The following is a 17,819-nucleotide window of genomic DNA, read 5'->3' as shown; positions in this document are numbered from 1 at the left end:
AACTATTTATTGCTCATAATATCCTTAATTCCTTGGTAATATGCCATTATCCTTTTATCGGTGCTATCCACAGATTTTAACCACTCATCTACATTCGAAGAATTAATTGCATTCTTACGCAAGACGCCAGCTATATCAACTGCCGAAACTATCAGTATTGGATGTCCATCCTCAACTACTTCTTGATATGCCTGCTTATCTACGTAGCTGGTTGTTATCATTATTCCAAACTGCCTATATCTGATACGTGAAATAAGACGAGACATTTCCTTAACTCCTACACCATGTGTAGGAGCATAGCACTTTGCCTCTAATGCACAATCAATTTTCAAAGGCGAATTAATTTTACCACCTGCACTAATAGAATAAAAACCAAGTGCATCTCTACCGCCATCACGCCAAGGTCTAGTAAGCGAGAAGTCTACAAAATTAGTATCCATCTTACCAATTATGCTTGTGGCACACGCCTCAAATCCTTGGCTGAAATCATTATAATGATTCCTAATTGCATCAAGACATAACAATCCCTCAGTATCACTTCCAGCTGGAAGCTGCTCAAATCTAGTGGGAATCTTATGCATTCTAGGTGCTGTTAATGCTGTAATTCCATTACGGCCTAGTTTCACAAAGCGTTGCCATGCTTCTGGAGCATACTGTAAGCTATTGTCGTGGTCATAAATCAAGGACTCAATCCAATTCCTGTAGATAGGCTTATTTCCTGTATCAAGAATAGTAAAGTACGCCTCATAGTTCTGGAATCGTTTTTCCTTAACTGTTCTCCAAAACGCGACCAAATCCTTATCTGGAGATATCTTAGGATTACCAGGAGCAGCCAGACCAAGGAACTGTATATCACGACCTACTCCAGTCTTTTTAAAGATAAAGAATGGTGGCATATCTTCTAGCGCCACTCCTTCATTTAATAAATCAAAGACCATCTCAAGTATTTTATTGCCTTTTTTCTTTGTATCTGTAAGTTCGCGTCCTGGCTCACGATTATCTCCGTAGTATCTAAAAATACCGGTTTCTTCATCAAGATAATCTGGCCACTCAAGTTCTTCCATGGAAGTGTACAGTACAACATATGCATATTTACCTGAGCCATCTTCGCGCAGCTTTTTTCTAAAGCCTCCTGCATTTTCGCATCCAGGTATCAGCTTATGAAAAGGCTCGGAAGACATATTTGGCACAGTACCGCCTTTATAAATGCAATCTACATATAAATCTGATTTTTCTAAATCCTCAAATTGTACTTCCATCCAACTATCCCCTATTAGTTAAAATCAATATTTATAACCATATCATTCGTCACAATTGAGTAATCTTGCTTCTTAAACCCTGGAACACCTCTGCTTTTTTGGAAAGAATTAAGAAGTGACGATAGTTTCGTTTTTTCTTCCAAATGGCTAATTATCAATAAGTTCGTATCGCTTGATTGTGTTCTACCATTCTCAAAATTATATTTACTTTTTCCATCTATAACTACATTTTTATAATAGTATTTACAATCCTCATTTTGAAATAATAAATCTACAAGTTTAATGAAAGCCTCAAAAGAAAAAACGTTATTTTTATCAAGCTCAATTGGCCCTATTCTATCATTCAAAGTAAACCATATATCTTCAGAAATATTTAACCGGTACCACTCATGTTCCACATTCCCTTTTTCTATTTCAGTACCATTTTTCATATCTAAATCCGCATATTCATACAAAGATTTCTCATTTTCATAATTATGCATATAACTCATATGTAAAAACAACGAAGCTACAAATGGTAAATATTTCTTAGCCTCTGATCCAATCTTATCCAAGATATCCCATATATCGCCAAAAGAAATATCGGGAATAAACTCCCCATTGGCTTTTTGTAATTCAGGCCTAAAATCAAATGGCATCACTTGCTTTCTTTCTGCATCACTTTCTTTTCCAGGATATTGAATATAAATGTTTTCATTATGTAATGTAGTATAAAGTAAAAGTCTTCTTTCTCGCTTGTTATATTCGAGCTTATCTCGAGACAAAAGATTAAATGATTCTACATTGTATTTTCTTAATCTTTTTGACTCAGCCAATACAATTCCTCTACTGTACTCGAACGATAATTCATTTTGTAATTCTTCTGTACTAAGTAATCTTGCCATTTTCTTATTATATTCCTTTTCTAATCAATACATATTCAATTTGTTATATGGTTATATTCAATAAATACTAATCATCAATCACACCATATTTTTTCTTTAATTCTTCTAAGCGAGCGTCTATATATTCCGCCGCATTTCCAGACAAACGAATATGACATTTTTCATAATGTTTTTTAGCAACTTCAACATAAGGCTCTTCTTTACCAAACGATGATTCATAGGTATCAGACCCAAATCTATCCCATATCTCTTGCAATGGGATTCCATTTTCTATCTGGGTATCTAATACGAAATGCTCTTTCATCAGACAATACCATGGATATTTTTCTTCCATCCATGGATACTTTTTAATCCAATCCGGATAAAGCGTTGCATCATTCCCATTGTCAAACGCTCTAAGTCGTCCCTTTCCAACAATTATTGGCTGATTCTTACCTTTTTTATCACAAGATAGAGGTGCAATATAGGCTACATCTCCATTTTTAACACTTGAAGGTTTTTTGCTGGCTGTATAATTCAAAGGATACACTTTCTCGCCATTAAGAATAACAACATTCGTGTAATATTTTTCTTCTGGATTAAGTCTATTCTCTCCAGAGCCTTCTAGCTTTAACCATGCAGTAAAATCATTAATCACTTTTTCTCTATTACTAGATTCCTTAAACATATTGCTAACAACATCATTATTCTCAGTACTGCATTTATCAAGTTCATCAACTATAGCTTGAGTTGTCTCAAATCGTGTTTTTCTATCCAAAGAAGCTCCATACATATAGGTATTTCTTGTGCCTTTTGATTTTTTTAGACTCAACAATGAATCATATTTTTCCTTAGCTGAGTCCAACACCTCATATGTCATTTTTCCTTCACCTGTCTCTAGTATCTGTTCAAGTAAATTATTAAAATATGCATGCACCTCATTTATCAAAGATTTCTCGTTAAAGAGAATTGAAAGCTCTATATTAGATGCAAAACCTCCTGTAGTAAAATTTGCCGAACCAATAATTGCCGCTGTATTGTCAAAAAGATATAATTTTGTATGTAATCCTTTAAGAGCATATACTTCAATACCAGCATCCATCATTAGTTTTATTGCATCTATACTATTTGCTTTAGCAAACATATCCTCAAGATAAAAACGAGTTACAAACACACAATTAATGTGCTTTTTTGATACAACGCGAACAAGTTTTTCTGCCAGTGGCATTGATAAAAACGGACTTATTATTTTTATTTCCTGTTCTACGCTATCAAACAAATCTAGTATTTTCTCATAGTGATTATCTGTTAGTAACTCCATTTTATCCCCTTTCCAAATATGTATAGGTGCCTAGCCCCGTTGCATTTTATCACCTAGTTATAATGTCTCTATAATGGGCCAGGCACTTTTTATTTTCTCACATCATCTATAAAATCAGCTTTAATGTCTGCACGAATTTCAAGTACCTTTCCGATATCAAGCTTTCTCAAATCAAAGCATTCTGGACTTATTGCAACCGGAATATTTCCCATGCCACTTACAACATCTACAATATAAAAAGAGAATGACTCACCCAGATTACTACATTCAATATTTCTAATATTACTTACCCTACCAAAGAAATATGTAAAAGTATCATCACTTTCTACTCCTAGATGAAATATAGAACCGGGGCATACAAATGTATCTGCATATCCCGCTACTTTCCTTTCAGTTCCATCATCTTCAATTTTAGAATTCTGACTGAAACGCTTATTAATCTCATCCATACTGTCAAAAACATCTACTGAAAACGGGAATGCTGACAATCTAACTTCATGAGTTTTTCCCTCTAATTCTCCATGAAATGCATTCCTATTAACTGTCTCAATCTGAATTCTTCCACCTTCAACAACATCTGCATCATAATACTCGTTTGCTTCAGATGATTTTGACAATTTCTTTATAAAATCTAATTTAGTCGTCTCATTGTTTTCTAATACAATATCAATATCGATAACATTGGTCTTCTTTGATACATCATCGACTTTTAACGTAAAAACTGCTCTTCCAAAAGGCATATTTTTAACATCATCTATTAAGTCTGTTTGTAAATGAATAATTGTTTTATCTTCTGATGCACATACAACAGAACTACTATTAACCATAGATACCAATCCTGAAATTATTGTTTGTATTTTCTTTTCTGGTATAAAAGAATCTAAATGTACTGGCATAACACTTCCCCTTTTTCCTCTATTAACCTAAATTACAGCTTATCATACTTATCAGCCTTCCCCTTAGCCTTCTCTACCGGATACTTAGCCTCATTCTGATCCATCTTTTTATTGATAATATCATCAGGATCAACGCCTAATTTATCTGCGAGATTCTGGCAGTATACCATTACATCTGCAAGCTCTTCCTTCACATGCTCCTCGTCAAAATTCTCATCATCCCACTGGAAGCACTCAAGTAATTCAGCTGCTTCAATGATTATAGATTTTGCCAAATGAACTGGTGCATGAAACTGATCCCAATCTCTGTCCTCAGTGAATTTTCTTATTCTGTCTATTGTTTCTTGTCTCATATTCTCTCCTTTATTTTGAGGCATCTATTAGCGCCTCTCGCAGTTCTTTATCACAGGCGTAAATATACAGGCCATCAACGCCACGTGTCATAAGTACTCTTACCTCATGTTGAATTAAAGTTTCTCCAAACTTTTTCGATTTACCATTAGACAATGTTCTATTTTGTTTTGCCTTGCGATTTTTACTGCAAGAAGGGTCAATTATTATTTTTCCATTTCTATACTTCACTGAAGGTCCTAATATGACACCTGCATAATTCAAATCAAAACCTTGTATAGTGAATGTAGACCCCACCTCTCCAATTGTCTGTGGTTGCTCGGCCCACGAAAGCCCCTTTATCGCTTTCTTATCCTTCTTTGATAAATCTGATTCTAATTCTCTATTCCATGGTTTATGCCATCCATCGATAAGCACTTCCCAATATTTCTTTAATCGCTTTTCTGGCTTATGAATAGAACTATATTCCCAATCATATGTAGCTATTACTCTTGAAAGTGCTGAATCCTTATCCTTCGCCTTTTTTCTAATTTCTAGGTCTAATTGTTTTGGTGAATCAAAAACTTTTACGCTATATTTAGATGATTTTGGTATCTTCTTTAACTCACCCTTTTTTGTAAAAGAATCAATCCAATCAATTGTTGCAGAGTCCGCATGCATTCTCAATTGCTTGTCTAATAAAATATAGTTATTATTTTTCTTAGCCTTTTTTCGGTATTGCTCAAGAGCCTTGGCTTCCCAATATTGCTCAGTAGTAAGAATCTGATTCTCATCAAACATTACAACTGTAACTCTTGCTCTATCAATTATATCCTTTAATTGATTCGAACCCCTATATGATTGTTTTCCTTGAGTAAGTAGCAAATGCGCTTCATCTATAAAGGCAACATCCACCGGGTCAGATTCTGAATGATTATTAATAAATGTTGTAGGTTTACTAACAATTTTTCCGTATTCTTTTGTAAGGCCGAGCTTATCAGCTATTTGCTCATATACAGTAATCTGCTCATCATGATTTACCAACAAATGACAGTTTATCTTTACCTTATGTTCCTCTGCCCTACAATACAGTTCATAAAAAGTACTGCTATTAAGTACTGTCTTACCTGTTCCCGCTTCTCCTTCTATAAAAATCAGTTGCTTAGTCTTGCCTTTATTTATCGCACTGGCAACCTTTGCTATAATTTGATCTCTTGCTCTTTCTTGTTCAGGAGTAAGTTTATGCAGTGGAGATGCTTTATAAATTGCTGAATCTTTTATAGCACTTTCAGTCGGAAATAAATCCTTATTTCTTTTTCTAAGACCCCGCCAAACTTTACGAAAGATTTCTTCAAATTCATCTGATGTATAATATTTTGATTGTGGATTTCCTCTGTCGTTATGTACTTCCTTTACTCGATCAATACTCATCATGTAATGCATCAATCGATTTTCTATATCAAGTGTCAATGATTTGTTAAAATGCTCATGACCAATAATAAAAAGACTAGCATCCTTCTCTAGCAATTTATATTGCCACGCAGTTTTATTAGTAGATTCATCATAGTGCTCTCTAGTCCTTCTAAAAACATTATTTGATTCTCCCACGTATACTTCAAAATCATCTGTATTCTTCCAATTATGAATGTACACAGTTGGATAATTCATAATAATATCCTGTGTTTTAGCATCTGCAGTTGATAATAATTCATCCTCGAGAGTTTTTAACTCATCACGATTATCCTTTATCTCCCTGATTATTGGAGTAGCCACTTTTCCACTCATCTCTAAAAGCCTTTCAATTATTAGTCATCCATTTTTTTGTACTCCCAAGTTCCAAATCCACAATTAAGTGCCGACTTGTATACCGGAAGTATTACCGATTCCAATTCTCTTTCAAACTGTTCGAATCCAATTTTTGATTCGTATATACGATATTTTATTTTATCATCATTTATATGCTTTTTAGCACATTTCTCAAATTCTTTACGAACCAAATCATATTTCCACATCATCTGATATGCTTTATACTCTAGCTTCGCTAGACGCTTAAAGTATATATCCCAGTCAGGCAAGTTATTACTCTTTGCACTGTTAATACTTTTTGTAGTTGGGTTTAGATTCCACATCTCATCATGTGCTACATATGACCATGGAACAAAATGGTCTATGGAAATATCCTTAGCCGTCAATGTATTCTTACCGTATATTTCCTTCACTGGCTCAATAGTAAGTATAAGCTTCCAATACTTTTTAATATCCTCAAGCTTCCGCTCCTGCGGTGGATATAGCTTATCTGCAATACCTGGTACACTAGGATTTCTCTTCTGGATATAGAGAATCATATTGTATTCTAGCCAGCCCTTGACTATTTCCTGATTTTTAATGAAATAATCAACCCATTCATCCTTTACTACGATTCTGGTAGCTAGACCATTGATACCAAGAAAATAGTACATAATCCTATTAGACCTATTGATGTTCTCAATCAATACCTCCTTTGGTACATCCCATACTTTCCCCTTTATCTCTGGCACAAATGGCGCCTGAAGACGATATGGTACATTCAATATTAAAGTTCGTTTTTTGGAAATTATCTCTTTATCTTTTGTCTCTGATAAATACGCTAAAAGCTCTGATTTTTTAATACTAGATTTGAAGTGTGGATTTTTATCTTTTATAAGCTTTACCACACTTTCAAGAGTGTCCTTTGGACCCAAATTTAGATGAAACTCGGTAACCATATACCAAGCACTAGCAATCATGTCATCTACAAGTTCTTCAAATGATATCTCAGTCTCCCCCGCAATTACTTTCTCAACAATTGCCTTAAACCAAAAGAACTTGTAGCACTCACTGGTGTTGTCAAACAGTCTACTAAGATTTTCAATATGCAGTTCCTCAGAATATGGTAGATTCATCATTTGTTACCGTCCCAATAAATACGATTCTTAAAAGCTCCACGTGCATCACTTTTCTCTTTGCGCACAGCCTCTAGTTCCTCAATGGAGTGACCTCTGGCTTCGCAAATTGCATACAAAACCTCAAGCACATCAGCCATCTCTTCAATTGACTTATCTATCTGATATTCTGCAACTTCTTCATTCAGTTTTATATCTAATTCCTTAAGATACTCATCCTGATTAAGAGTCCTAACAACAGGCTCTTTCCCATCAGCTATTATTATCTCTGGAATCCTGTCCCTGACTAATTTCCCCATAAAAAATTCCCCTAATTTTCATTTACAAATCTAATGAAAATTATAGCATATTCAGTAAGAAAACACTTCATTTAGTGTAGATTCTTTTGCAAAAAAGACTGCCCCTCCGGGCAGTCTCTCCATCGGCGCCAGCCGATTTCCAATCCCTCCTTGCTCGCGTAGCGAGTGGTCTGTGGAGCTCGGGCAGACCTGCGAGTGGAACGAGCTGCTAGGGATGGTCCCATAATTATTAATTACAGATTTTTCATATATATCTTGTATATTACTGGTAATAGGAGCCTATAATAAAAGCTATAAAAAAGCATCTATAGGAGGGAGATATATGGATTTCACTATTAATCTGATATTGGTATTCTTCGTATTTTCTTTTGTGGGATGGTGTATTGAGGTAACACTGAAATATCGCCAGTTTGGTCGTTTTATAAATAGAGGTTTTCTAATTGGGCCATGGCTTCCCATTTATGGTTGTGGAGCTGCACTGATAACTCTCACGGTAGCAGGACTCACACCAGTGGAGAGAGGCATAGGAACGACCTTTGCTATATCTTTGATTGTATGTGGCTTGATTGAGTACATGGCCAGCTATTTTATGGAGAAAAAGTTCCATGCCAGATGGTGGGATTATAGTCAAAAGCCAATGAACCTAAACGGCAGAGTTTGGATTGGTAACTTGATACTATTTGGAATAGGTGGGGTTGCCATTATACATATTGTTAATCCGTTTTTATATGGGCTTTTCGACAGTCTAAGTCTAGTAAGTAGGGAGATTATTGCCGGTTGTCTTTCTGTTATTTTTCTTGCTGACTACAGCGTTTCTCATTTTGTATTAAAGCTTGTGAAAATCGGAGTTGAATCCAGTGAGGCTGATAATACAGAGGCCATAAGCAATGATGTGAAATTATTACTCAGTGACAGATCTATTTTTTATCGAAGATTTGCCAATGCCTATCCTGACGTAATCTATCGTACTGAAAAGGTCAAAGCCAGAATGGAAGAAATCCGTTTGGAGACAGAGAAGTTTCGCTTAGAAGCTGAAAAGCGTCTGGATGAGCTGAATCAACAGTATGAAAAGAACAAAGCTGAGTGGGATGCAAGCATTAGGGCCGGAAAAGAGCAGTTGAGGGAGACCCTAGAGCCAACAGGCTTCATAAAGAGCAATTTGATAGAGAAGCAAAATCAGCTTATTAGTTTACTATATGATGAAAGTACAGCAACAGCTCCCGCGAAGACCCTGATGTCTGAAATCGAACATGAGCGTTTGAGACTTGAAAAACGCAGTTGGTAAGTTGGAAGAACGATAATGGCTACAATCAAAGATTATATTAAAACTATCTGTTGTAGCCTATCAGCTTCAAATAGTTATCTGCCAGTTCTTCCGGCGGCATCTCCATTTTCGTTCCTATCCACCATTTCACTGCTTCCGCCAGGCTTCCTACCAGATGATTCAAGGCAAAATCCCGGGGTACATCTGTCCTTACGCTTTTTGGATACTGTTCAAACATCGTAATCAGATATTCCTTAAAGTATCGCATGAACAGTTCGCCGCTCTCCCCGGATAATATTCCAATCACGTTCCCCTTGTTATCTTTCAGATGATACAGAAGGTGGGTTATTTTTTCCTTAAGGCCGTGGTCTGATAGGGAAAAATCATGGGATGTCTCTGAATGCAGTTCATGGGAAAAGATATGGTCGAAAATATCTGTACACATTTCCTTAAGCAATTCATCCTTGGTCTCAAAGTGGCTGTAGAATGTGCTTCTGCCCACATTTGCCTCGTCCAATATCTCCTGAACAGTTATATTGTTGAAATGCTTTTCTTCCAACAGCTTATTGAAAGCCTGGAATATTGCACTTCTAGTCTTCTGCTGTCTACGATCCATATTATATACCTCCGGACAAATTATCTTATTTGTTCAGTAACGAACAACATATCACATCTGGTTATTGTGAGGTTAACTCCAACCACCTATGATTATATCAAACAATTTGTTCATTATCACACACTTTGTTCGTGGAGGTTATAAATTGAAACCAAATATCAGACACGGAATATTCCTGGCGGTGCTAGCTGCAGGACTCTATTCCCTTAGCTCACCTTTTTCAAAGCTTCTTCTGGATTATCTACCATCAACCCTGATGGCAGGATTTCTTTATGCTGGCGCCGGAATAGGAATGCTTATCATTGCCCTTATAAAAAAGCTTTCCAATCGCCCTGAAACAGAAGAACGCCTCACCAAATGTGAGCATCCTTACATAGTAGCTATGATTCTGCTGGATATCACCGCACCCATTTTTCTGCTATTGGGACTCACCATGACATCCGCTGCCAACGCATCACTCCTTAACAACTTTGAGATCGTTGCCACAGCGCTGATAGCCCTCATCATTTTCAAAGAAGCAATCTCTCCTAGGTTGTGGCTTGGAATCCTTTTTGTGACCGCATCCTGCCTGCTTCTATCCCTGGAAGACATATCAAGCCTTCAGTTTAATTCGGGCTCCCTGTTTGTCCTGCTTGCCTGTCTCTGCTGGGGCATAGAAAACAATTGCACCAGGAAGCTTTCAGCCAAGAATCCGCTTCAGATTGTTATGATAAAAGGCCTTTTCTGTGGAACCGGTTCCATCATTATCGGACTAATCTGTGGCCAGCGTATCCTTCACCCTTGGGCAGTACCAGTGGTTCTCCTGCTTGGATTCGTGGCTTACGGACTCAGCATATTCTTTTATGTCTATGCCCAGAGAATCCTCGGTGCCGCCCGCACCAGCGCCTACTATGCCGTAGCGCCCTTCATAGGTGTCATTCTCTCCCTGCTGATTTTCCGTGAGATTCCAGGCATGCTTTTTATTGCTGCCCTCATCCTGATGATTATTGGCGCATGGCTGTCCTCACAGGATAAGCCGCTTAAGGAGGTATTCCGTAGGAATAGCAAAGGTGCCTGATTCCCAATGGGAATCAGACACCTATCTATTATCTGTCTTTAAAATCTATTATGAGTTGAAACTAGACATTGTACTCTCATATAAATAAAAAACACCAGCAGAGCTCTGCCGATGTTATCTTCTCATTCTTTTTATATTTTGATTCTGTTAAAGTTCAAAAGCATCATACACAATTTTTTGCAAATATTCCTTCTTACTAAAATCATTTCCATCTGAAAAGAAGGCATTATACGCAACATATTCATAAAGATAAGGGTCACGCATTTGTAGTCTCCTTCATCTTATATTTCTTATCCAAAAAACGCTTGGCATCGTCCATTGTGATTTCTCCGCGTTTTTCTTTTTCTATATATTCTTTAAACGCTGCTGTTGGTTCTAGACCATCAACTTTAATCATACCAATAGCGTAATCCCAAGCTTCTGCGTTAGTCATAGATATCGCCTCCTTCTTGAATATATTGTATCATATTTTAGCTTTTTACATGGGCCTAAAGGCTTTAAGTAATTACCCAAAATATAAGTGCCTGACTCCATTGCAATTTTGATATGCACTTTTCTTTGACAAATTCGCAATCCATGTTAAAATAAGCTTAACAGATTATGTTTTACTATATATTTCGTTAAGGTGGTGATGATATGATATACAACTACATAAAAGACAACTATAAAGAAGGTGAGCCAATTTTCTTCTCAGATATATACGATGGCACCATTTCTAAATCTGCTCTTACCCAGCAGCTTACAACACTATGCAAAAAAGGCTTGCTTGTTAAGTATGATAATGGCATTTACTACATGCCTAAGAAAACCAGACTTAAATCAGCAGTTGGGCCAACAGCGGATACAGTTGCGAAATACAGGTTTATAGTCAAGAATGGCAAGATTGATGGCTTTTATACTGGAAATACATTTGCAAATCAGATTGGTATCTCTACTCAGGTTCCCCACGTAGTTGAGATAGTAAGTAATAATACCAACTCTGCTCCAAGGGATGTCATCATAGGCAACAGAAAATTTAAAGTGAAGAAGCCACTTACAACCGTCACCGATGATAATGTTTATATATTACAAATGCTGTATCTACTGTCTGATTTAGACTCATATTTAGATTATGATTATGAGGAAGCCAGACAATGCTTTTTGAAATTTATTGAATCACATAACATAAAAAGAAGCGATGTTGATGAATATATAAGGAAATTCCCGCTCACAGCATTCAAATTTTATTATGAATTGAGGTTAGACAATGTACTTGCACAATGATAAAGAATTATTTGGCGATATTATCGCCCTTACTGCAGAAAAGATGGGCCAAGCACAGGACATCATAGAGAAGGATTACTATGTAACAATAATCCTTAAAGAACTATCTTTATGTGATTATCCTATCTGCTTTAAAGGCGGCACTTCTCTTTCAAAGGCCTTTGGAATAATAGATCGTTTTTCAGAAGATATTGATATTACATTCACTGAGCATTTAGGAAAGAGCAGAAGAAAAAATCTTAAATATGATATCTTAAAATCAATTGCAGATAAGCTTGGATTTACAATAGCAAACTGGGATTCTATCGAAAGCAATAATGATTACAATCACTACGATTTTGCATATAGCTCTATAGTAGAGAATCCTTTTTTGACAACATATGTAAAACTGGAAACTGCCCTAATGTCATATGCTTTTCCAACTGAAGAGAGAATGATAGGAAATTATATTTATACCGCCTTAAAAGATGATGAACCTGAATTAATTGGAGAATATAATCTTCTGCCATTTCCAATGCAGGTGCAGTCTCTAGAAAGAACATTAATAGATAAGCTATTTGCTTTATGCGATTACTACATTCAAAATAAAGCTGCCAGAAACTCGCGTCATCTATATGACATTTATAAGCTTGGACAACAAGTTTCAGTAAATGACAATTTCAAATCTCTTGTCACTGAGGTTCGCCAGCATAGGTTAGAAATCAAAGATAACGTAGCTCCTTCTGCCGACCCTAGTGTTGATATTGCTGCAACAATCAAAGACTTTTGTGGTAAGGATTTTTACGCAGATGATTACGAGCGCACCACAAAAAACCTTATATCTGATGAAATCTCATACCAAGACGTGAAGTCATTTATATTGCAATTTACAAATGATATTTTTTAGTAATAGGGTCAGGAACTTTCCATCGGCGAAGCCGATTTCCAATCCCTCCTTTTTATCATAACCAATAATAGAATTCTTATGTAAATAAAAAGAGTAATGAGAATACCACAGAGGACAATAGCCTGGCACTGCGCTTTTACTCATTACTCTATTATTTCTCATTATCCATAAATCTTGATTCCATCCTTTAAAACTTCATCCAATAATTCTGGATTAGCCACCAACTGGTCTTTGTCCAAGAGATCAATCTTTTTATGCAAGGTATTGCTCAATTTTTCAACCAAGCCATAAAATTTCAGTCCCTTCACAGTTGATGAAATAAGCAAATCTATATCACTATCCTCTTTTGCTTTTCCCTTTGCATATGAGCCAAAGAGATAACAATACTCAATTTTATAATCCTTAAAGACTTTTTTACACTTTTCTTTTATGCCATTTATATCTAGTATCCCGTGAGTCTCATCAATAGTATTAAGCTTTCCTAGTGTTTCTACCAGGTATAAATACTTAATTGAATTGCTCTTTTGTGGTTCAGTTTCATAAGACTTATATGAGCGCAGTGAGACTTTCAAATAATCTGCCGCTTGGCTCTGTGTATAGCCTATTGATTTTCTAATCTCTTTTAAAGAATCAACCATAGTTCTGACCTCCTAAAAGGATTATACCATCTTTTTGCACTTTCCCCAGATTAAAAGTGCAATTTCTGCACTTTTTTATTTTTAGAAAGTGCAAATATTGTGCTTTTTTCTAGTTATATTTTTTTAAATGCCATGCTTATCCCTCAATTTCGCAAGTACTTTTGGTCCGTCAACCAGTCTTCCAGCTTCATAATCATCAATACCTTTATTGACTTGACTCGCCTCGTCGATTCTTCGAATAGTACGCTCTATTTCTACTATATTCTTTAAATCTCTCATTGAATCAATCTGCATATAAATGCTCCTTTCTGTTATTAAATTATACACATCGGCGAAGCCGATTTCCAATCCCTCCTTGCTCGCGCAGCGAGTGGTCTGTGGAGCTCGGGCAGACCTGCGAGTGGAACGAGCTGCTAGGGATGGTCCCATAATTATCATAATCTTTTCTCAAACTTAAACATTCCATCAGGGAACTGCTCGTCCTCTTCAAAATGATTATCCCTCATGCCGAATTCTTCTAGCGCTCCGTAGACTCATGGATAGCGTAATCTATTTCACTTATATTCCTAAGAATCATCTTGTCATCAACAGGACTATTATCTCCTAAGAGCATCACATAGCCTTCTACCCAGATTTTAATTCCTCTTTCTTTTAGAATGCTGGATACAATGTATGCTTCAGTCCCTCTCATACATATAAATAAGAGCGACGCACGTGGCATCGCTCTAGTAGTTTATAACATTGCTTTGTATTTTCCATAGTCAGCTTCTGGAATGTTTAATGCTTTCATAGCTTCCTCGGCTGTTAATTTAAGATTGTTCATGATGTTACGAATAGAAGAAAGGCGTTCTTCTTCTTTAGCATCGTGTTTAATTATTGCTTCTTCTTCCCATCTCTGCATAAACTTAACACCTACTTCCTCGCTCGCCTTAATCTGAGCTACGCGATTTTGTATCTTAGCCAGATTGGGAGCTGATTCTTCTTGTGTTTCTACGCCTTCATTATATTCGATAAATCGCATGAGCGCAATAAATTCAGGGGATACGTCTTCCTTGTTTTGACCATGCGTATTGATGAAAATTCTCTTCGCGCCATCATTTAGCCTTATGCTATCATCCTCATTACATACATCTTCAAACGCACTACCTCCTTGAAAATATATTTCAAATGCATAGTGCCCAAAGATAATCATAGAATACTAACATGAAAAGATACTTAACCACTTTCATAACTCTCTTTTAAAATAAATGTATAACTATAAATAAAAATGGAAAATATGACCGAATTGGTCGGATGCACTATGTGCATTTGATTGTGATAATATATCATCATTTTTAGATTATGTAAAGAGGTATACTTTTTTCCCATCGGCGAAGCCGATTTCCAATCCCTCCTTGCTCGCGCCAGCGAGTGGTCTGTGGAGCTCGGGCAGACCTGCGAGTGGAACGAGCTGCTAGGGATGGTCCCATAAAAAGCAAAAAAGGTGCCTGACCCCCAATGGGAATCAGACACCTTCTAAATTTTTAAGCTTTACTCAACTATATAGTTAATTGTGCTGCCTACTTGACCCCTTCCAATGATACCAAACTCTGTAGTCTGGCCGTTTGTAAGTGTTGAGTTCCATGACATAGGTGTGAATACATAGTAATCACCTTCCTGTGAAACATTTACGCACCAGCTCTGAGTAAGATTAATATCACTCTTCTTTACCTTTACCTTCCAGCTATTCTTGGTACTTCCGGACTTGTTGGTAACCTTGAAGCTTACCTGATATCCATCTGTCCAGCTGTTGATTGTATAGGTAAGATCCATGCCTGTCTGAACTACAGGAGGATCTGGGTTAACTATTGGCTCTGAATAAGCTGTAGCCTTCCATGAATATACATTCACGATACCAGAACCAGAATTTACAAAGTAAATAGTCTGCTTTCCAGTAATGTTCTTAGAAGCTGTAATAGTATATTCTTTTGAATCACCACTAATTGTTGCTGAGCCAAGAAGAGGACCAGAAGCTGAATTTAATCTAACCTCAATCTTGCCTGTAGAAGTTGAAGATGCTGTAATTACAAATTGTGAAACGCCATCTGAGAAGTTGACGTTTTGAGTTCCTGCAGAACCATTTGGAGTAATATTTACAGCAGTCTTGCTTGGTGTAACTAATGCACCGCTAAGTACTGACGCTGTTGTAGCATCAACGCTGCTATATGGATCTACATTTGTTGCAGGTGGATTTACTGGTGGCTGCTCTCCTGCTTTAGCTGCCTGCCATCCATCAAATGTTACCGGGCCACCCTTTGCCTCGAAGTATACATAGTGTACGCCTGTAATGTCTGATGAAACGTTGATTGTCACTGGCTTAGTGATATCTGTACCAACAGCTACTGTTCCTGCTGGAGTCTTTGAATCATCAATATATACATTCATGCTTACCTTTGGCTTAGATGCCTGAACATATACGTTGAATGCTGAAACGCCCTCTGAGAAATCAATGTTCTGTACAAGGACATAACCATTTTCGTTGATGACTACTTTATCCTTTGATGGTGCAATCATAGCGCTTGTAAGCTGCTCTGGAGTAGCAATCTCTGCCTCAACCTTTGCATAAGGATTGATTGTATCGCCTACTGGTGGTACTACTACCCCACCTCCTGGAGCTGTTGCTGACCATGAATCAAGTGTAATACCTGATCCTGCTGCAACTACAAAGTACACATCATGTGTTCCTGTAACGTTAGCAAGTGCCTTAGTTGTCTTAGTCTCAATTGTACTATTTTGGCTTAGTCTAAATGCTGCAACCTTGTCGCCTGTAGCTGAATCGAGTCTGACCTCAAGCATTGCTGCTGTACTTGCAGAAACATTTACATTAAACTCTTCTACGCCCTTAGCGAAGTCTACATTTTTGATTGCAACATATGAGTTAGCCTGTGCAAGACTTACAGCATCCTTCTTAGGAGTAACCATTGCGCCACTCATATCAGTTGCAGCTGCGTTTTCGGCCTGATTTGTACGGTATGGATCTACTGTATCGCCTACTGGTGGCTCTACTGGTGGCTGGTCGCCTGCTGCAGCTGCCTGCCATCCATCAAGTGTTACTGAACCTCCCTTTGCTTCGAAGTATACATAGTGTACACCTGTGATATCTGTTGAAACAGTGATTGTAGTTGGCTTTGTGATATCTGTGCCAATTGTTACTGTTCCTGCTGGAGTCTGTGCATCGTCAATGTATACATTAAGGCTTACCATTGGCTTTGAAGACTGAGCATATACATTGAATGCTGAAACGCCCTTAGAGAAATCAATATTCTGTACAAGGACATAACCATTTTCATTGATTACAACCTTATCCTTAGATGGTACAATCATTGCATTTGTAAGCTGCTCTGCAGTAGCAATCTCTGCCTCAACCTTTGCATATGGGTTGATTGCTCCTTCAACTGGAGGCTCTACTACTGGTGGCTCTTCACCTTCTGCAGCTTTTGCTGTCCATGAATCAAGTGTAATACCTGAGCCTGCTGCAACTACAAAGTAAACATCATGTGTTCCTGTAATAGCTGCAGTTGCCTTAGCTGTCTTAGTCTCAATTGTACTATTTTGGCTTAGTCTAAATGCTGCTACCTTATCGCCTGTAGCTGAGTCAAGTCTGACCTCAAGCATTGCTGCTGAGCCTGCAGAAACATTTGCATTAAACTCTGCTACACCCTGAGCGAAGTTTACATTCTTGTATGCAACATATGAATTAGCCTGTGAAAGACTTACAGCATCCTTCTTAGGTGTAACCATTGCGCCGCTCATATCTGTTGAAGCTGCGCTTTCTGCTTCAACTGCGCTGTATGGATTTACTGTATCACCTACTGGTGGCTCTACTACTGGTGGTTCTTCACCTGATGCAACAGCCTGCCATCCATCGAGTGTTACAGAACCGCCCTTAGCCTCGAAGCGTACCTTGTGTACACCTGTGATAGCTGATGAAACATTGATTGCAGTTGCATTTGTAATGCTTGGACCAACTGTTGCTGTTCCTGCTGGAGTCGCTGCATCGTCAATGTAAACATTCAAGCTGACACCTGGCTTTGAAGACTGAGCGTATGCATTAATACTTGAAACGCCCTGTGAGAAATCAACGTTCTGTACAGTAACGCTACCATTTTCATTGATTACAACCTTATCCTTTGAAGGTGTAACCATTGCACTTGTAAGATCTGTAGC

19 protein-coding genes are annotated in these 17,819 nt (G+C 37.4%); 4 read left to right on the top strand and 15 right to left on the bottom strand.

Features of this window, described 5'->3' with window-relative positions:
- Positions 1-2: 2 nt before the first annotated feature.
- The 8 genes from BLP50_RS13485 to BLP50_RS13450 all read right to left on the bottom strand — a co-directional run bounded on the left by BLP50_RS13485 (position 3) and on the right by BLP50_RS13450 (position 7,889).
- Entirely contained in the window at positions 3-1,259 is a 1,257-nt protein-coding gene (locus tag BLP50_RS13485; protein ID WP_090155665.1) for a restriction endonuclease, read from the bottom strand.
- A 14-nt stretch (positions 1,260-1,273) separates the two neighbouring features.
- A complete protein-coding gene (locus tag BLP50_RS13480; RefSeq protein WP_090155663.1) occupies positions 1,274-2,143 on the bottom strand; it encodes a hypothetical protein in 870 nt (289 codons plus the stop codon).
- Between the two features lie 67 nt (positions 2,144-2,210).
- The gene (locus tag BLP50_RS13475; protein ID WP_090155661.1) at positions 2,211-3,443 is read right to left on the bottom strand and encodes a phospholipase D family protein; all 1,233 of its coding nucleotides are present in this window, start codon (positions 3,441-3,443) and stop codon (positions 2,211-2,213) included.
- Positions 3,444-3,532: 89 nt separating this feature from the next.
- Positions 3,533-4,339, bottom strand: coding sequence for a hypothetical protein (locus tag BLP50_RS13470; RefSeq protein ID WP_090155659.1), 807 nt, complete (start codon positions 4,337-4,339; stop codon positions 3,533-3,535).
- 32 nt (positions 4,340-4,371) lie between these two features.
- The gene (locus tag BLP50_RS13465; RefSeq protein WP_090155693.1) at positions 4,372-4,692 is read right to left on the bottom strand and encodes a nucleotide pyrophosphohydrolase; all 321 of its coding nucleotides are present in this window, start codon (positions 4,690-4,692) and stop codon (positions 4,372-4,374) included.
- A gap of 10 nt (positions 4,693-4,702) precedes the next feature.
- Complete coding sequence (locus tag BLP50_RS13460) at positions 4,703-6,454, bottom strand: DUF2075 domain-containing protein (protein ID WP_090155656.1); 1,752 nt, start codon at positions 6,452-6,454, stop codon at positions 4,703-4,705.
- Between the two features lie 20 nt (positions 6,455-6,474).
- Positions 6,475-7,593, bottom strand: coding sequence for an HNH endonuclease domain-containing protein (locus tag BLP50_RS13455; RefSeq protein ID WP_330386096.1), 1,119 nt, complete (start codon positions 7,591-7,593; stop codon positions 6,475-6,477).
- Positions 7,590-7,889 carry a nucleoside triphosphate pyrophosphohydrolase gene (locus tag BLP50_RS13450; RefSeq protein WP_090155654.1) on the bottom strand — a complete coding sequence of 100 codons (300 nt, stop codon included), beginning with the start codon at positions 7,887-7,889 and terminating at the stop codon, positions 7,590-7,592. Before BLP50_RS13450 ends, BLP50_RS13455 begins: the two co-directional genes overlap by 4 nt.
- Before the next feature lie 322 nt (positions 7,890-8,211).
- On the opposite strand from BLP50_RS13450, the gene BLP50_RS13445 reads away from it, so the two are divergent.
- On the top strand, positions 8,212-9,174 hold the full coding sequence (locus BLP50_RS13445) for a putative ABC transporter permease (protein ID WP_090155652.1): 963 nt from the start codon (positions 8,212-8,214) through the stop codon (positions 9,172-9,174).
- A 43-nt stretch (positions 9,175-9,217) separates the two neighbouring features.
- Here the strand turns inward: BLP50_RS13445 and BLP50_RS13440 are convergent, their stop codons facing one another.
- Positions 9,218-9,769: a TetR/AcrR family transcriptional regulator gene (locus BLP50_RS13440; RefSeq protein ID WP_090155650.1), complete on the bottom strand. Its 552-nt coding sequence runs from the start codon at positions 9,767-9,769 to the stop codon at positions 9,218-9,220.
- Between the two features lie 145 nt (positions 9,770-9,914).
- Here BLP50_RS13440 and BLP50_RS13435 point away from each other — a divergent pair, with 145 nt between their 5' ends.
- A complete protein-coding gene (locus BLP50_RS13435) occupies positions 9,915-10,826 on the top strand; it encodes a DMT family transporter (RefSeq protein ID WP_090155648.1) in 912 nt (303 codons plus the stop codon).
- A gap of 256 nt (positions 10,827-11,082) precedes the next feature.
- On the opposite strand, the gene BLP50_RS13430 is transcribed toward BLP50_RS13435, so the two are convergent.
- Positions 11,083-11,259: an antitoxin VbhA family protein gene (locus BLP50_RS13430; RefSeq protein WP_242869285.1), complete on the bottom strand. Its 177-nt coding sequence runs from the start codon at positions 11,257-11,259 to the stop codon at positions 11,083-11,085.
- A gap of 203 nt (positions 11,260-11,462) precedes the next feature.
- Here BLP50_RS13430 and BLP50_RS13425 point away from each other — a divergent pair, with 203 nt between their 5' ends.
- Together BLP50_RS13425 and BLP50_RS13420 are read left to right on the top strand one after the other, a co-directional pair.
- On the top strand, positions 11,463-12,089 hold the full coding sequence (locus BLP50_RS13425) for a DUF6088 family protein (protein WP_090155646.1): 627 nt from the start codon (positions 11,463-11,465) through the stop codon (positions 12,087-12,089).
- Positions 12,073-12,975 (top strand): nucleotidyl transferase AbiEii/AbiGii toxin family protein, encoded by a 903-nt coding sequence (locus BLP50_RS13420; protein ID WP_090155644.1) that lies wholly within the window; start codon positions 12,073-12,075, stop codon positions 12,973-12,975. The genes BLP50_RS13425 and BLP50_RS13420 overlap by 17 nt, the downstream gene beginning before the upstream one ends.
- Before the next feature lie 161 nt (positions 12,976-13,136).
- Here BLP50_RS13420 and BLP50_RS13415 read toward each other — a convergent pair whose 3' ends face one another.
- From BLP50_RS13415 to BLP50_RS13400, 5 genes are all read right to left on the bottom strand, one after another.
- A complete protein-coding gene (locus tag BLP50_RS13415; RefSeq protein WP_090155642.1) occupies positions 13,137-13,613 on the bottom strand; it encodes a nucleotidyltransferase domain-containing protein in 477 nt (158 codons plus the stop codon).
- A 123-nt stretch (positions 13,614-13,736) separates the two neighbouring features.
- Positions 13,737-14,051: a hypothetical protein gene (locus BLP50_RS14380; RefSeq protein WP_090155640.1), complete on the bottom strand. Its 315-nt coding sequence runs from the start codon at positions 14,049-14,051 to the stop codon at positions 13,737-13,739.
- Between the two features lie 79 nt (positions 14,052-14,130).
- On the bottom strand, positions 14,131-14,304 hold the full coding sequence (locus BLP50_RS14375; RefSeq protein WP_176753785.1) for a hypothetical protein: 174 nt from the start codon (positions 14,302-14,304) through the stop codon (positions 14,131-14,133).
- Between the two features lie 42 nt (positions 14,305-14,346).
- Positions 14,347-14,805, bottom strand: a complete 459-nt coding sequence (locus BLP50_RS13405; protein WP_090155638.1) for a hypothetical protein — start codon at positions 14,803-14,805, stop codon at positions 14,347-14,349.
- A 338-nt stretch (positions 14,806-15,143) separates the two neighbouring features.
- Positions 15,144-17,819: carbohydrate-binding protein (locus tag BLP50_RS13400; protein ID WP_143001152.1), on the bottom strand; the 2,676-nt coding region annotated here is incomplete at its 5' end.

The organism is Pseudobutyrivibrio sp. AR14 (assembly GCF_900101325.1).
Classification (GTDB): domain Bacteria; phylum Bacillota; class Clostridia; order Lachnospirales; family Lachnospiraceae; genus Pseudobutyrivibrio.
This window is presented reverse-complemented; position numbering and strand designations above follow the sequence as displayed.

Excerpts from the sequence above, each read along its gene's own strand:
- BLP50_RS13450 (WP_090155654.1), bottom strand. The coding sequence starts at position 7,889 with ATGGGGAAATTAGTCAGGGACAGGATTCCAGAGATAATAATAGCTGAT.
- BLP50_RS13455 (WP_330386096.1), bottom strand. The coding sequence starts at position 7,593 with ATGATGAATCTACCATATTCTGAGGAACTGCATATTGAAAATCTTAGT.
- BLP50_RS13420 (WP_090155644.1), top strand. The coding sequence starts at position 12,073 with ATGTACTTGCACAATGATAAAGAATTATTTGGCGATATTATCGCCCTT.
- BLP50_RS13425 (WP_090155646.1), top strand. The coding sequence starts at position 11,463 with ATGATATACAACTACATAAAAGACAACTATAAAGAAGGTGAGCCAATT.
- BLP50_RS13480 (WP_090155663.1), bottom strand. The coding sequence starts at position 2,143 with ATGGCAAGATTACTTAGTACAGAAGAATTACAAAATGAATTATCGTTC.
- BLP50_RS13430 (WP_242869285.1), bottom strand. The coding sequence starts at position 11,259 with ATGACTAACGCAGAAGCTTGGGATTACGCTATTGGTATGATTAAAGTT.
- BLP50_RS13485 (WP_090155665.1), bottom strand. The coding sequence starts at position 1,259 with ATGGAAGTACAATTTGAGGATTTAGAAAAATCAGATTTATATGTAGAT.
- BLP50_RS13470 (WP_090155659.1), bottom strand. The coding sequence starts at position 4,339 with ATGCCAGTACATTTAGATTCTTTTATACCAGAAAAGAAAATACAAACA.
- BLP50_RS13465 (WP_090155693.1), bottom strand. The coding sequence starts at position 4,692 with ATGAGACAAGAAACAATAGACAGAATAAGAAAATTCACTGAGGACAGA.
- BLP50_RS14375 (WP_176753785.1), bottom strand. The coding sequence starts at position 14,304 with ATGAGAGGGACTGAAGCATACATTGTATCCAGCATTCTAAAAGAAAGA.
- BLP50_RS13475 (WP_090155661.1), bottom strand. The coding sequence starts at position 3,443 with ATGGAGTTACTAACAGATAATCACTATGAGAAAATACTAGATTTGTTT.
- BLP50_RS13440 (WP_090155650.1), bottom strand. The coding sequence starts at position 9,769 with ATGGATCGTAGACAGCAGAAGACTAGAAGTGCAATATTCCAGGCTTTC.
- BLP50_RS13405 (WP_090155638.1), bottom strand. The coding sequence starts at position 14,805 with ATGATTATCTTTGGGCACTATGCATTTGAAATATATTTTCAAGGAGGT.
- BLP50_RS13445 (WP_090155652.1), top strand. The coding sequence starts at position 8,212 with ATGGATTTCACTATTAATCTGATATTGGTATTCTTCGTATTTTCTTTT.
- BLP50_RS13415 (WP_090155642.1), bottom strand. The coding sequence starts at position 13,613 with ATGGTTGATTCTTTAAAAGAGATTAGAAAATCAATAGGCTATACACAG.
- BLP50_RS14380 (WP_090155640.1), bottom strand. The coding sequence starts at position 14,051 with ATGATAATTATGGGACCATCCCTAGCAGCTCGTTCCACTCGCAGGTCT.
- BLP50_RS13460 (WP_090155656.1), bottom strand. The coding sequence starts at position 6,454 with ATGAGTGGAAAAGTGGCTACTCCAATAATCAGGGAGATAAAGGATAAT.